We start from the raw sequence: 13461 nt of genomic DNA, 5'->3' as shown, positions 1-13461 counted from the left end.
TTAAGGGCCCCTCGTGATCGAAGCATCTGTCGCTGCCGTGCCCGAACTTGTGGTCGGCTTCTTGATCCTCAGCGCACTGCTCGCGCTACCCACTGCTTTCCTCGCCAAGTCCCGTGACAGACCGTGGCAGCCCGGTACAGCACTCGCGATCTACCTCGCCGGGATCCTGTCCGTCACGCTCCTGCCTGGTGATGCCGGCCTGGAAGCCGGTCAATGCGATACGGGTGCCCCCCTGCACCTGTTCACCGACGCCAGCTCGCTGCTGAACATCGCACTGTTCGCACCGGGTGCCTTCCTCGCTGTCCACGCGCTGAGGCGGCCTGTGACAGCCGCGGCCTGCTTCGTCATCCTGAGCGGAACCGTCGAGCTCATCCAATCCACCGGTCATCTTGGGCGGTCCTGCAGCCTTACCGACCTGACTGCGAACGCCACTGGCTCCGTCCTGGGCGCAGCCGCGGGAGCCGCCTGGCTGTTGGCACGCCGGAGGCAGTTGCGGAGTGTGCGGAGGGATGTCCTCTGGGGTGCCACGTTGATCGTCGTCGGTAGCGCCGCCTTCACCACCGTCTTCCGCGCGCACATCGATTCTGTGGACATCGTCGCCATGGATGACGCCCGGCATCAGCGAAGCGAAGCAGCGGGCCAGGCTGACGCCTGGCTCACCGAGGCTGCGAGGGCAACGTTTGGCGACGGCACGCGGATCGTCAGCAGCTCTGCTCAGACAGTGGGCGACAGGCTGAAGATCACGGCCGACACCAACCGCGGCAAGATCACCGGGTGGTGGCCCGAGAAGCACCTCGAGAGTGCGTGGTCGGACAACAACCGCGGTGATGAAGGAGACGCCGATGAACAGACCGCCGCTGAGGTCGCCGACCGGTTCGCACGGACGTGGTTCTCCGACAGTGTCAAGGGCAGCCAGCAGCACGTCCGCACGTTGGGAGAAGGCCCGACCCGTGCCTATCTCGTTACCTACCGACGGTACCGAGACGACGTCATGATGCCCATGCGCCTGGATATCACCGTCACCACCGCGAAACGCATTCTCGGCTTCACGGCTCGCTCAGTGCCAGATCCCAGCCTCCCGACCGTCACGATCGACGAGTCCACGGCCCGCGAAGTCGCTCGCAGAATCAGCGGACGGAGCACCCAATCCGCCATACTCATCGCCCAACAGGTGGCAGGCAAGTGGCGCCCTGTCTGGTTCGTGGGCTCAGGAGGCAAAGACATTGCCGTAGATGCGGCCACAGGACAGCACATCAGCACCGACAAGTAAACCAACCATCGGGCGGCTCGGGAACTTGAGCTGCCTCTCTCTTGGTTCAAGCCAGTTGGTACAGCCGCCTCACTGCCGACCGGGTGGGAAAGGCGAATGCGGTTACCCATATGCACTCGTGGCGCGCGCCGCCGACTGAGACGTTGATCGCCGCCAGGCACTCGCGGTCACCGGCCCGACGCCGCCCGCCGCCCGCCGCCCTGCGGGCGTATGACCTCCGTCGGCGGGATCACCCGCCGAAACAGCGTCCACAACTCGTCCGGCACCAGCCGCTCCAGATCCGTCATGTCATGCACGGCTCAACGAGCGCCACGCCATCAGAAACGACGTCTTAGAGGACAAGGCATCCTGCGGGCGGAGAACGGCCGTCCTGCGGGCGGACACCGATGCCGTCCTTATGTCCGGGAACGCACCATGGAGACATGAGCGCAGCGACCCTCAACCCAGCCCCGGCACCGGGCCGACCGTCCGGTGCCACCCCCGTGACCGGCAGCCACCGCCACCCCCTCGGCGACGCGCTGCGCGCCGTGAAGGTCTTCGTGCGCGCAGCCTTCGACGTGGTCGTCCTCGGCGAGTACGGCGAGGAGACGGGCGTCCGCCGCCGCTGATCCCCGCCACCGGACCGCTACGCGACGGCCGTGCGCCTGATCGCTCCCGGACTGCAGGTCCGCCCACCCGCTCCCGGACGGCCGGTCCGTCGACCCGCTTCCCGGAGGTCGGCCCAGTCGGCCCGTCGACCGGCTCCCCGGAGGTCGGCCGGTCCCGCCCGGCGGATCAGTCCTCCGCCAGCAGCTCGTCCGCGTCCATGATCCGGTACGCGTAGCCCTGCTCCGCCAGGAAGCGCTGCCGGTGCGCCGCGAAGTCCTGGTCGAGGGTGTCCCGCGCGACCACCGAGTAGAAGTGGGCCTGGTGGCCGTCGGCCTTCGGCCGCAGCACCCGCCCCAGCCGCTGCGCCTCCTCCTGCCGCGATCCGAACGTCCCCGACACCTGCACCGCGACCGTCGCCTCGGGCAGGTCGATGGAGAAGTTCGCCACCTTCGACACCACCAGCACGCTGATCTCGCCCTCCCGGAAGGCGTCGAACAGCTTCTCCCGCTGCGCGTTCGTCGTCTCCCCCTTGATCACCGGCGCGCCCAGGTGCTCGCCCAGCTCGTCGAGCTGGTCGATGTACTGCCCGATGACGAGGATCTGCTGCCCCGCGAAGCGCCGCACGATCGCCTCCGTCACCTTCCGCTTGGTGTCGGTGGTCGCACAGAAGCGGTACTTCTCCTCCGCCTCCGCGGTCGCGTACGCCAGCCGCTCGGAGTCGGTGAGGTTCACGCGGACCTCCACGCAGTCCGCCGGCGCGATGTAGCCCTGCGCCTCGATCTCCTTCCACGGCGCGTCGAACCGCTTCGGCCCGATCAGCGAGAACACGTCCGACTCGCGCCCGTCCTCCCGCACCAGCGTCGCGGTCAGCCCCAGTCGGCGCCGCGCCTGCAGGTCCGCGGTGAACTTGAACACCGGCGCGGGCAGCAGGTGCACCTCGTCGTACACGATCAGGCCCCAGTCCCGGGAGTCGAACAGCTCCAGGTGCGGGTACACGCCCTTCCTCCGGGTGGTCAGCACCTGGTAGGTGGCGATCGTGACCGGGCGGATCTCCTTCCGGGTACCGCTGTACTCGCCGATCTCGTCCTCGGTCAGCGACGTCCGCTTCACCAGCTCGTGCTTCCACTGCCGCGCGGAGACCGTGTTGGTCACCAGGATCAGCGTCGTCGACCTGGCCTGCGACATCGCGCCCGCACCGACCAGCGTCTTGCCCGCACCGCACGGCAGGACGACGACCCCGGAACCGCCGTGCCAGAAGTTCTCCACGGCCTGCTTCTGGTACGGGCGCAGCGCCCAGCCGTCCTCCTCCAGCGCGATCGGGTGCGCCTCGCCGTCCACGTACCCGGCGAGGTCCTCGGCCGGCCAGCCCAGCTTCAGCAGCGTCTGCTTGATCTGCCCGCGCTCCGAGGGGTGCACCGCGACGGTGTCCGGGTCGATGCGGGCGCCGACCAGCGGAGCGATCCGCTTGGACCGCAGCACCTCCTCCAGCACCGGCCGGTCGGTGCTGGTCAGCACCAGGCCGTGGGCCGGATGCTTGACCAGGCTGAGCCGCCCGTACCGGTCCATCGTCTCGGCGATGTCCACGAGCAGCGCGTGCGGCACCGGATACCGGCTGTACTGCACCAGCGCGTCCACCACCTGCTCGGCGTCGTGCCCGGCCGCCCGCGCGTTCCACAGCCCCAGCGGGGTCACCCGGTAGGTGTGGATGTGCTCCGGCGCCCGCTCCAGCTCCGCGAAGGGCGCGACGGCCCGGCGGCAGTCGTCCGCCTGCTCGTGGTCGACCTCCAGCAGGAGGGTCTTGTCCGACTGTACGATCAGCGGTCCGTTCACCCGAGTACTTCCCTTCCGCGCGGCCGGAGGACAGCGGCCGGGCGCCGGCCCGGACGCCGGCGGCCAAACGTCCAGTGTGCCCCAAGCACCGCCGATCGCGGTCAGTCCTCCGCCAGCTCCGCCACACCGGTGATCCGGTGCAGGGCGAACGTGCGGACCTCGTCGGCGGTGTGGTCGTACGCCGTCACGAAGCCGCCCTCCACCCGGACGGGGGCGATGACCCGCTGGCTGGCGGCCCCGTCGGCGTTCACGTAGCCGATCCACACCGGCTCCCCGGTGAGCACGGCGGCCTGCATCGTGGCGAGGGTCTCCGCGGAGGTGGTGCGGGGCAGCTCCCCCGCGGCCGGCGGGGCCGCGTCGGCCCGCCTGCGGGGAGCCGTGGACGCCAGGTCCCCGGCGCGGATCGCGCGGAGCGCGGCCGCCAGCAGGGTCCCGTCGGGTACCGGCGGACCGTCCGGAACCGGCTCCGGGGCGGTGCGCGGCGGCGTGCGGCGGGCGTCCGGGCGGGCGATCACGACATCGCCGGCCGCGGACTCGGCGGCCGGCGCGTACCCCATCGCCCGCAGCCCCTCCAGCAGGGACGCCGGGTCCGCCTGCGCGGCCAGGACGGTCGGCGCGAGACGGCGCAGCCGCAGTCCCGCCGCCCGCCGGTCGGCGAGGATCTCGTTCAGCAGCGCGTCGTCGTCGCAGCGGACGTACGCCGAGGCCGCTCCCACCCGCAGCCGCCCGTGCCTGCGGGCCACGTCGTCGATCAGGTACGTGAGGGGCTGGGGGACCGGCGTCCGCGAGTGCTCGGCGAGGAACGCGTGCAGCTCGGCAGCGGTCCGCCCGGCGTCGAGCGCCCGGCGGACGGAGGCGGGCGAGAACCGGTACACCGTGGCCCCGCCCTTGGACTCCACGTCCGCGAGCACGTCCAGGGTGTCGGCGAGCGGCGCCTGCAGCGGGCCGGGCGCCACCGCCGTCAGGTCCGCCTGCAGCAGCACGTGGTCCAGCGGCTCCGGCAGCAGCGGGGCGAGCAGCCGGACCGCCGCCGCGCGGGCCGCCTCCTGCGCGTCGGGGGACAGCGGCTCGGGGACGGCGGGGCGGTGGTGGCTCGGGTGGGCGGGCAGTTTGTCGCCGGGGCCCGAGGGCTCCGGGCGGTCCGCCGGTGCCGCTGCCGGGGGCAGCCCCAGCAGCGCCCGACCGTGCGCCGACAGCGCGCCCCGCCCGGTCACCCCGAGCAGTTCCGCCTCGGTCAGCGTCCACCGCGCCAGCCGCGTCCGCGGATCCTCCTCCCGGCCGCCCTCCCGGCCGCCCTCCCGGCCGCCCTCCCGGCCGCCCTCCCGGCCGGCTCCGGGAGCGGGCAGCGGACCCCGCGGCGGCCGCTCCCAGCGCAGCCGCTCCAGCAGCGACTCCGCCGCCGGTGCGGCCCCCGCCGGCAACCCGGCGAGCAGTGTCAGCACCCGGTGCCGCACCTCGGGCGCGGCAGACCGGTCCAGACCCGGCCCGAGCGCCGACAGCACCCGGTCCTTGGCGTCCCGCCCGCCGACCAGCCCCGCCGTCCGCGTCGCCGCCAGCCACGCCCCGGCCAGCCGGCCCCAGCGCTCCTCGGCGGGAAGTTGCGCCCACTCGTCGTAGGCCGGGGTGGCCGCGTACCGCTCGTCGGCCTCGCCGTCGGAGGCGAGCAGCCCGGCCGTGTACGCCAGCTCCACCCAGAAGGCGGCCACCGGCTCCGGCACGTCCAGTGCCACCGCGGTCCGTTTCAGGTCCCGCACGCTCAGCCCGCCGGCCCGCAGCACCGCCGGGCCGCCCTCGTCCCAGTCCCGCAGCAGCTCCGCCACCGTCGACAGCGCGCTCAGCGCCTGGCCGGCCGCGGTCGCGTCCACCACCTGCGGACGGTGTGCCGTGGCGGCCGCCACGACCGGCGGTACCGGCTCCGGGGCGCGGTGCGCGCGCCCGCCCCGCAGGTGCAGCGCCACCTCGCGCGGCAGCACGACCGTCCCCGGCGCCGTCGGCAGCAGCAGGCCCCGGTCGAGGAGCCAGCGCAGACGGGCCGCCGGGTCCGCGGTGACCTGCCCGTACGGTGGCCCCCACCGCAGCCGGGACAGCACCTCCCGGGACTCCGCGGGCGCCCCGTCCAGCAGGGCGCCCATCCGCGCCCGGTCCGTGAACAGCGCGGTGAGCGCGTCGGCCGCGGACACCGAGTCGTGCGTCGACGGCAGGCCCGCCGTCAGCACGATCTCCTGGATCCGCCCCGGCGACATACCCGCCGAGGCCTCCCGCACCGTCGGCCCCAGACCGGTCGCCGACGGGTGCTGCGGTCCCGGAGCGAGCAGCTCCCGCGCGGTGCGCACCAGCCGCAGCCGGTCGTCCGCGCCCCACACCAGCGCCTGCTCGCGCAGCGTGCCGAGCGCCTGCGGCAGCGCTGCGGCGACCGCCGGATCGCCCTCGTCGCCGCCCATCAGACCGAGCAGCTCCGGGTACGTCGCCGGGTCCCCGGCGACCGCCAGGGCCTGCGCGGTCTGCGACGCGAACCGGTCCAGCCGCTCCAGCGCCCGCACCACGGACGCCCGGGTCCCGGCCCGGGTGGCCAGCTGGGTGAGGTCCGTCGGCACCGGGGTGATCAGATCGGGACGGCTGCGCAGGAGAGCGGCCAGCAGGGCGTCGTCGCGCGCGCGGAGCGCCTCCGCGAGGGAACGCGGGGCCGCGGGCTTCTCCTCGGTGCTCATCCGACCCACGGTAGCGGGTGGGGGTGACACGGCGCGGGCACGCGGGGTACGGCACCCGACGCGGTACCTTCGTCCGGCGGGGTATCCAACACAGCCGCGCCGGAGGGGACTTCGTGGGTCCGGAGGGGACTTCGTGGGTATCGAGAGCGACAAGGTCGTCTACGAGTATCTGAGCCGTGTCGGAGACGTGGCCCAGCAGCGCCAGCTCCCGTCCGCGACCAGGATGCGCCTGGTCACGCGGCTGCGGGACGAGATCGACCGGAACCGGGCGAAGACCCCCGTGGACAGCCCCGCCGCCGTCCGCCGCATCCTGTCCCGCCTCGGCAGCCCCGACGACGTCGTCACCTCCGCCGCGGACGGCACCGCCCCCTCCGGCGGTCCTGCCGCCGCCCCCGGCACCCCGCCCTCCGCCGCCGTGCCCGCGCAGCGTGCGGACGAGCCGCGGCGGCCCCGCCCCGGGCGGCCGCGGCGCCGCTTCCCGCGCCCCCGGACCGGCTCCCCCGAGCCGACCGGAGCCGGCACCGGCGGCCCCTCGGCGCCGGGTACGGCGAGCACCTCGAAGCCGGGCGGCGGCGCCGTACCAGCGGCCGGGACCGGACCGGCCGGTCCCGGCCCCGACTGGTGGAGCATGGGCGGCGGCGGCCCGCTGGAGTCCATGGACGAGGTGCCCGGGTTCGTCGGCGGGGTGGAGATCCCCGACCTGCTCAAACCGCCGCCGGAGGAGGACACCGCGCAGGCGGAGAAGCGGCCGGCGCCTGCGGTACCGGCACCGCAGGGAGAGGCCGGAGAGGCCGGAGAGGCGGTCGGGGAGGAGGCGGCCGCGCCCGCGCCGGACCGGTCCCTGCGCCGCCGGCTGCCGTCCCTCGGCAGGTCCCTGCGCGCCTGGAGCAACCCCCTGCTGCTGCTCGCCGCGGGCTGCCTGCTCTTCGGCGCGGTGCTCGGCAACTGGTTCGCCCTGATCCTGGGCTGGCTGATCGCCTACGCCTCGCGCCGGCTGTCCGACGCGGAGACCAAGTGGGCGGTCGTCGGCCTGCCCGCGCTGGCGCTGGCGGCGGGCGTCACCTGGCTGTGGGGCCGCGCCGACGGCCGCTGGGGGCAGCCGGTCTCCGACGGGCACTGGGGCGACGCGGTCGCCGGGACCTGGCCGTGGGTGGTGCGCGGTGCGGCCGTGGCGTCGGCCCTGTTCGTGGTCTGGCGGTCCCAGCGGCAGCGCGGCGGGTAGCACGGCCGGGCCGCCGGCGCCCCGGCCGCCGGCGGGCGCCGCTCGGGCCGCGCGCCACCGTGTCCCGCCGCCTGCCGCTCGGACCGCGCGCCACCGCGTCCCGCCGCCTGCCGCTCGGACCGCGCGCCGCCGCCTGCCGCCCGGACCGCGCGCCACCGCCTGCCGCTCGGGCCGTGTGCCCGCCCGCCGCCCGGGGCCGGTCGGCCGGCCGGCGGGCGCGCGGACCGGTCTCGGCACAATGGCCCCATGACTTCGCGCGCGCCGGTCGTCGGCTTCGACCTCGACATGACCCTCATAGACTCCCGCCCCGGCATCCACGCCAACTACCTGGCGCTGGCCGAACGGACCGGGACGCACATCGACGCCGGCCTCGCGGTCACCCGGCTCGGGCCGCCCCTGGCCGAGGAACTGGCCCACTGGTTCCCCGCCGACCGGGTCCCCGCCATGGGCGACCTCTTCCGCGAGCTGTACCCGCTGCACGCGGTGGCCGCAAGCCCCGAGATGACCGGCGCCCGCGAGGCGATCACGGCCGTGCAGCGGGCCGGCGGCCGGGCGGTCGTCGTCACCGCCAAGTACGAGCACAACGCCCGGCTCCACCTGGACCACCTCGGCCTGGAACCCGACGAGCTGGTCGGCGGCCTGTGGGCCGAGCAGAAGGCGCGCGCGCTGCGCGAGCACGGCGCGGGCGTGTACGTCGGCGACCACGTCGGGGACGTGCGCGGCGCGCGGACCGCGGGGGCGCTGTCGGTGGCGGTGGCGACCGGCCCGTGCGCGGCCGGGGAACTGCACGCGGCCGGAGCCGACGTCGTACTGTCCGACCTCACGGAGTTCCCGGCGTGGCTCGCGTCCTACCTGGCCGCGGGCGACGCCGCCGAGGAGCCCTCTCTCGCCTGACGGCGCCCGGCCGCCGCGGACCGCAGGACGCCGGCGCCGGCGATCAGGAATCCGACCCCGGTCAGCATGCTCAGTCCGAACATGAACGTCGGAAAGGGCGTGGTTCCGAGGAGCAGCGGGGCCACCGTGACGAGTGTGGCCACGGCTCCCGCGAAGAACACGACGGCTCCGGCACGGATCAGTCGATCACCGGGCGCGGCGGAATTCGTTCGGGTTTTGTCAGGCACCGGAACAGGGTAGTTCCCAGCGCGGAGGAACAATCGAGCGCCGTCCCGCCGACCGACCGGCGGGCACTAGCCTTAAGTACCGGCGGGTCCTGACCGACCCGCCCGAATGCTGTCAAGAGCCGTTTCCGAAGCAGTTTTCCGACGAGTACGAGGACGAGGACACACGTGCCTACCGGCAAGGTCAAGTGGTTCAACAACGAGAAGGGCTTCGGCTTCCTCTCCCGCGACGACGGTGACGACGTCTTCGTCCACTCCTCGGTCCTGCCCGCCGGAGTCGAGGCGCTGAAGCCGGGGCAGCGGGTGGAGTTCGGCGTGGTCGCCGGGCAGCGCGGCGACCAGGCACTGTCCGTGACCCTGCTCGACCCGACGCCCTCGGTCGCGGCCGCCCAGCGCAGGAAGCCCGACGAGCTGGCCTCCATCGTCCAGGACCTGACCACACTCCTGGAGAACGTCACGCCGATGCTGGAGAAGGGCCGCTACCCGGACCGGGCCTCCGGCAAGAAGATCGCCGGCCTGCTGCGGGCCGTCGCCGACCAACTCGACGTCTGAGCCGCCGCCCGCCCGGCACCGCCGCGCGGGTTCGGCGGCCCCGGACCCGCCTTGCGGCTGCGGCGCCCCGCGACCGCACCGAGGGCTCAGGCGGAACGCCGGAGCCAGCGGAACGCCGGAGCGGAGCTGCGGAGCTAGGGGAAGGCCAGCGCCTCGGGGCCGAGGGCCGGGACCAGTCCCTCGGCCGCCGCCCGGGTGAGGAGGCCGCGCACGGCCGCGTAGCCGTCCTCGCCGAGGTCGGCGGTGAACTCGTTGACGTACAGACCGATGTGCTGGTCCGCGACGGCCGGGTCCATCTCCTGGGCGTGCTCCATGACGTACGGGCGGGACGCCTCGGGGTCCTCCCACGCCATCCGCACCGAGGTGCGGATGGCGTCGGCGAGCCGGGTCAGCGCCGCCCCGCCCAGCGACCGCTTCGCGACGATCGCGCCCAGCGGGATGGGCAGCCCGGTGGTCCGCTCCCAGTGCTCGCCCATGTCGGCGAGCTTGTGCAGCCCGTAGTCGCGGTAGGTGAACCGCGCCTCGTGGATCACCAGCCCCGCGTCCACCTTCCCGTCCCGCACCGCCGGCATGATCTCGTGGAACGGCAGCACCACGATCTCGCCGACCCCGCCGGGCAGGGTGTCCGCCGCCCACAGCCGGAACAGCAGGTACGCCGTGGACGTCTCGCTCGGCACCGCGACCGTGCCGCCGGACAGGTCGGCCCGCGCCTCCCGGGCCAGCACCAGCGGCCCGCAGCCCCGCCCGAGCGCGCCCCCGCACGGCAGCAGCGTGTACGTGCCGAGGATGTACGGGAGCACCGCGTACGACACCTTCAGTACGTCGAACCTCCCCTGCTGGGCGAGCCCGTTGGTGATGTCGATGTCCGCGAACGTCACCTCGGGCGCGGGCATGCCGGGGACCCGGCCGTGGGCGAGGGCGTCGAAGACGAAGGTGTCGTTCGGGCAGGGCGAGTAGGCGAGGTGCAGCGGGCTCGGCTCAGGGCTCATGTCGGTTCCAACTCTCCAGGACGGGTACCAGCTTCCCGAAGCCCTCGGTCAGGGCGGCCAGGGCGTCGCCGATGCGCCAGGCGGCCCGGTCGCGCGGGCCGACGGCGTTGGACACGGCGCGCACCTCCAGCACGGGCACCCCGTGCGCGGCCGCCGCCTCGGCGACACCGAAGCCCTCCATGCCCTCGGCGAGGGCCCGCGGGTGCCGGGCGCGCAGCGCGGCGGCGCGGTCGGCGGTGCCGGTGGCGGTGGACACGGTCAGGACGGTGCCGCGGGGTGCGCCGGTCGCCCGGGACGCGGCGTCGACCAGCGGGGCGGGCGGCTCGTGGGTGACGGTCCCGAAGCCCAGCCCGGTGAGCGGGAGGAACCCGTCGGCGGTCTCGGCGCCCAGGTCGGCGGCGGTGATCGCCTCGGCGACGACCAGGGTCCCCAGGGGGGCCCCGGGTGCGAAGCCGCCGCCGATGCCCGCGCAGACGACGAGGTCGTAGGGCCGGTCGGCGAGTGCGGCGGCGGTCAGGGCGGTGGCGGTGGAAGCGGCGGCCGCGGCCGGACCGACGCCCGCGGCGAGCAGGTCGGCGCCGTCGCCGAACCGGCGCAGCGAGGCCCCGGGCAGCCGCAGGGCGCGGGCCGCGGCCGGGAACGCGCGAGCCACCGCGTCCCCTTCGGCGGGGACCGCGGTGGCTACCAGGAAGCGGGCCGGTGACGTGGTCAGGAGTCCTTCTTCGTCAGCTTGAACGTCCAGATGCCCGTCACGCCCTTGTCGTCGCCCTCCCGGATGGACACGATCGTGGAGTTGCCGGTGGCGCCGTACGCCTCGGTGAAGAACACGCTGCCCGGGATGGTGGTGTAGGTCTTCTTGATGGTGTCGACCAGCGGCCGGCCGTTCATCAGGATCGTCCAGCCGTTGTCCGCGATCTCCGGGTCGACGCCGATGCGCACGGTCTTGTCCGGGTCGACGCTGAGGGTCGTGTTGGCCTTCAGGCACTTGGTCAGGCCCGCGGTCTTCAGCTCCTTGCCGTCGTTGTAGCAGACAGCCTGGGCGTGCACCGTGTCCGTGCCGACGGTGAGCGTCGTGATCGGCGTGGGCTTGTCGCAGGCCGACAGGACGAGCAGTCCGGCGGAAACGGCGCCGGCGGCGGCGACGGCGCGGCGGCGTCGCACGACGGATTGCAGCATGGTCATGGCCGAAGGTTATCGGGCCTGCCCGACCGGTCGTCCACGCGGGGTACGACGCGCCCCGCGGGTTACGCCACTCGCGGCGGCGCGGACCCGCCCGGTGCCCCCGGCCGGCCGGCCGCGGTCCGGAGCGCGGCCGGCCGGGGGAGCCGTTCCGCAGGGCTCCGGACGGCGTTCCGGCGGACTGCGGACTGCGGACTGCGGACTGCGGACTGCGGACTGCGGACTGCGGGCTGCGGGCTGCGGGCTGCGGGCTGCGGGCTGCGTTCCGGCGGGTGCTGGGGGGCCGTCCCACCACGGGGCCTGCGGGCCGGCCTTACGCCGCGGAGCCTGCGGGCCTGCGGCCGGGCGCGGGCCGGATCAGGCAACGCGGCGTGCGGCTCCTCCGCTGTGCCGGGCCGAGGAGATCAGTCCGCGTACGGTCGCCAGCCAGCCGGCGCCGACGATCGCGGCGCCGACCGCGAGGCCCAACTCGCCGTTCAACGGCATGACGATGCCGACGGCGCCGCCGAACACCCAGGACATCTGCAGCAGCGTCTCCGAGCGGGCGAAGGCCGAGGTGCGCACCTGCTCCGGCACGTCCCGCTGGATCAGCGCGTCCAGCGACAGTTTCGCCAGGGCCTGCGCGAACCCGGCGACCGCGGCCAGGCCCGCCACCAGCAGCGCCCCGAAGAAGACGGAGGCGGTGATAGCCGCACCCGTCACCACCGCGACCACCGTCACGATGATGATCTCCGGTGCGCGTGACCGCAGCCAGGCCCCCACCGCCGTGCCGAGGGCGTTGCCGGTGCCCGCAGCGACCGCGACCATGCCCAGCGACACGGCCTCGCTCTGCCCGGTCAGCGGGTGCTCGCGCAGCAGGAACGCCAGGAAGAAGATCAGGAAGCCGGACAGGCAGCGCAGGGCCGCGTTGGCGCCCAGCGCGTGGGTGACCGCGGGGCCCACCGTGCGCAGCCCCGGCCGTTTCATCTGCTGCCGGTGCGGCCCGTGCAGGTGCTCCTCGTCGGCCGCCAGCAGTGCCCTGTCCTCGCCCTTGGCCGAGTCGACCTTCGGCGGCAGCGAGAACGACAGGAACATCCCGGTGACGAAGAGGGCGAAGGCGCCGTAGAGCGGCCATCGCGGTCCGAGGGCCTGCAGCCCGGCCCCGACGGGCGCGGCCACACCGGTCGCGAGCAGCCCGCCCAGGGTGACCCGCGAGTTCGCCTTGACCAGGGAGAACTTCGGCGGCAGCAGGCGCGGCACGACGGCGCTGCGGACCACCCCGTACGCCTTCGACGCCACCAGCACGCCGAGTGCCGCCGGGTACAGCTCGAGGCTGCCGGTGACCACCGCGCCCGACAGCACCAGCGCCAGCAGGGCGCGGGCGAGCATCGCGCCCGCCATCGCCGCCCGGCGGCCGTGCGGGATGCGGTCCAGCAGCGGGCCGATCACCGGTGCGAGCACCGTGAACGGCGCCATCGTGATCGCCAGGTAGAGCGCCACCCGGCCGCGTGCCTCGTCGGTGGGCACGGAGAAGAACACCGTGGAGGCGAGCGCCACGGTGATCATCATGTCGCCGGCGCCGTTCACCCCGTGCAGTTCGATCAGCTTGCCGAGCCCCGACTCGCCGGCGCCGTGCGCGTGCGTGGCCCTGCGGATGCCACGGGCGGTTCCCGTCACCGGGAAGTGCAGGGCACGCCCGACCGCGCGGACGGGTCCGGGTACCCGGCCCGATCCGCGTCCCCTGTTCCTCCCCTTGCTTTCCTTGGCTCCACCGACCCCGGTGGCGCCCTGGGACGACTTCGCGGTAGCCACGACGTCATAGTGCCCCGAGACGGCCGTCGATAGTGCCCTTCCGGCTGCTTTGCGGCCGGGCGAGTCGGCCCGCGGGCTCCCGTGGCACCCCCGTCCGGGCGCGAAGATTCCCACCGGTGTAGGCCGAGCGTCGGCGAACAGGCAGAATGGACGACGTGAGGTGCGCGCCCGCGCGCGATCGGGCGCGGACGTCGACGCGGTCCCCAGGTCCGCT

The 13461-nt window shown here is 74.3% G+C and carries 12 protein-coding genes; 5 read left to right on the top strand and 7 right to left on the bottom strand.

The window, feature by feature from the left end:
• Positions 1-13 precede the first annotated feature (13 nt).
• Both ACL02U_RS30600 and ACL02U_RS30595 read left to right on the top strand, forming a co-directional pair.
• Positions 14-1270, top strand: coding sequence for a VanZ family protein (locus ACL02U_RS30600; RefSeq protein ID WP_412794251.1), 1257 nt, complete (start codon positions 14-16; stop codon positions 1268-1270).
• Between the two features lie 422 nt (positions 1271-1692).
• The gene (locus tag ACL02U_RS30595; RefSeq protein ID WP_412794250.1) at positions 1693-1878 is read left to right on the top strand and encodes a hypothetical protein; all 186 of its coding nucleotides are present in this window, start codon (positions 1693-1695) and stop codon (positions 1876-1878) included.
• A gap of 166 nt (positions 1879-2044) precedes the next feature.
• Here ACL02U_RS30595 and ACL02U_RS30590 read toward each other — a convergent pair whose 3' ends face one another.
• Positions 2045-3688, bottom strand: coding sequence for a DNA repair helicase XPB (locus tag ACL02U_RS30590; protein WP_412794249.1), 1644 nt, complete (start codon positions 3686-3688; stop codon positions 2045-2047).
• Positions 3689-3789: 101 nt separating this feature from the next.
• Positions 3790-6396, bottom strand: a complete 2607-nt coding sequence (locus ACL02U_RS30585; protein WP_412794248.1) for a helicase-associated domain-containing protein — start codon at positions 6394-6396, stop codon at positions 3790-3792.
• A gap of 133 nt (positions 6397-6529) precedes the next feature.
• On the opposite strand from ACL02U_RS30585, the gene ACL02U_RS30580 reads away from it, so the two are divergent.
• Entirely contained in the window at positions 6530-7618 is a 1089-nt protein-coding gene (locus tag ACL02U_RS30580; RefSeq protein WP_412794247.1) for a hypothetical protein, read from the top strand.
• A gap of 246 nt (positions 7619-7864) precedes the next feature.
• Positions 7865-8512 carry an HAD family hydrolase gene (locus ACL02U_RS30575; protein WP_412794246.1) on the top strand — a complete coding sequence of 216 codons (648 nt, stop codon included), beginning with the start codon at positions 7865-7867 and terminating at the stop codon, positions 8510-8512.
• Here the strand turns inward: ACL02U_RS30575 and ACL02U_RS30570 are convergent.
• The gene (locus tag ACL02U_RS30570; RefSeq protein ID WP_412794245.1) at positions 8467-8739 is read right to left on the bottom strand and encodes a hypothetical protein; all 273 of its coding nucleotides are present in this window, start codon (positions 8737-8739) and stop codon (positions 8467-8469) included. The genes ACL02U_RS30575 and ACL02U_RS30570 overlap by 46 nt on opposite strands.
• Before the next feature lie 165 nt (positions 8740-8904).
• Between ACL02U_RS30570 and ACL02U_RS30565 the strand changes: the two genes are divergently transcribed.
• The gene (locus tag ACL02U_RS30565) at positions 8905-9288 is read left to right on the top strand and encodes a cold-shock protein (RefSeq protein ID WP_412794244.1); all 384 of its coding nucleotides are present in this window, start codon (positions 8905-8907) and stop codon (positions 9286-9288) included.
• A 134-nt stretch (positions 9289-9422) separates the two neighbouring features.
• Here ACL02U_RS30565 and ACL02U_RS30560 read toward each other — a convergent pair whose 3' ends face one another.
• The 4 genes from ACL02U_RS30560 to ACL02U_RS30545 form a co-directional block, all read right to left on the bottom strand.
• Complete coding sequence (locus ACL02U_RS30560) at positions 9423-10277, bottom strand: 1,4-dihydroxy-6-naphthoate synthase (protein WP_412794243.1); 855 nt, start codon at positions 10275-10277, stop codon at positions 9423-9425.
• Entirely contained in the window at positions 10267-10989 is a 723-nt protein-coding gene (locus ACL02U_RS30555) for a futalosine hydrolase (protein ID WP_412794253.1), read from the bottom strand. The genes ACL02U_RS30560 and ACL02U_RS30555 overlap by 11 nt, the downstream gene beginning before the upstream one ends.
• Positions 10986-11459 (bottom strand): DUF2771 domain-containing protein, encoded by a 474-nt coding sequence (locus tag ACL02U_RS30550; RefSeq protein ID WP_412794242.1) that lies wholly within the window; start codon positions 11457-11459, stop codon positions 10986-10988. Before ACL02U_RS30550 ends, ACL02U_RS30555 begins: the two co-directional genes overlap by 4 nt.
• A gap of 354 nt (positions 11460-11813) precedes the next feature.
• Positions 11814-13247, bottom strand: coding sequence for an MFS transporter (locus ACL02U_RS30545; protein ID WP_412794241.1), 1434 nt, complete (start codon positions 13245-13247; stop codon positions 11814-11816).
• Positions 13248-13461 lie beyond the last annotated feature (214 nt).

This window comes from Streptomyces sp. MS06, from assembly GCF_047200655.1.
Classification (GTDB): domain Bacteria; phylum Actinomycetota; class Actinomycetes; order Streptomycetales; family Streptomycetaceae; genus Streptomyces.
This window is presented reverse-complemented; position numbering and strand designations above follow the sequence as displayed.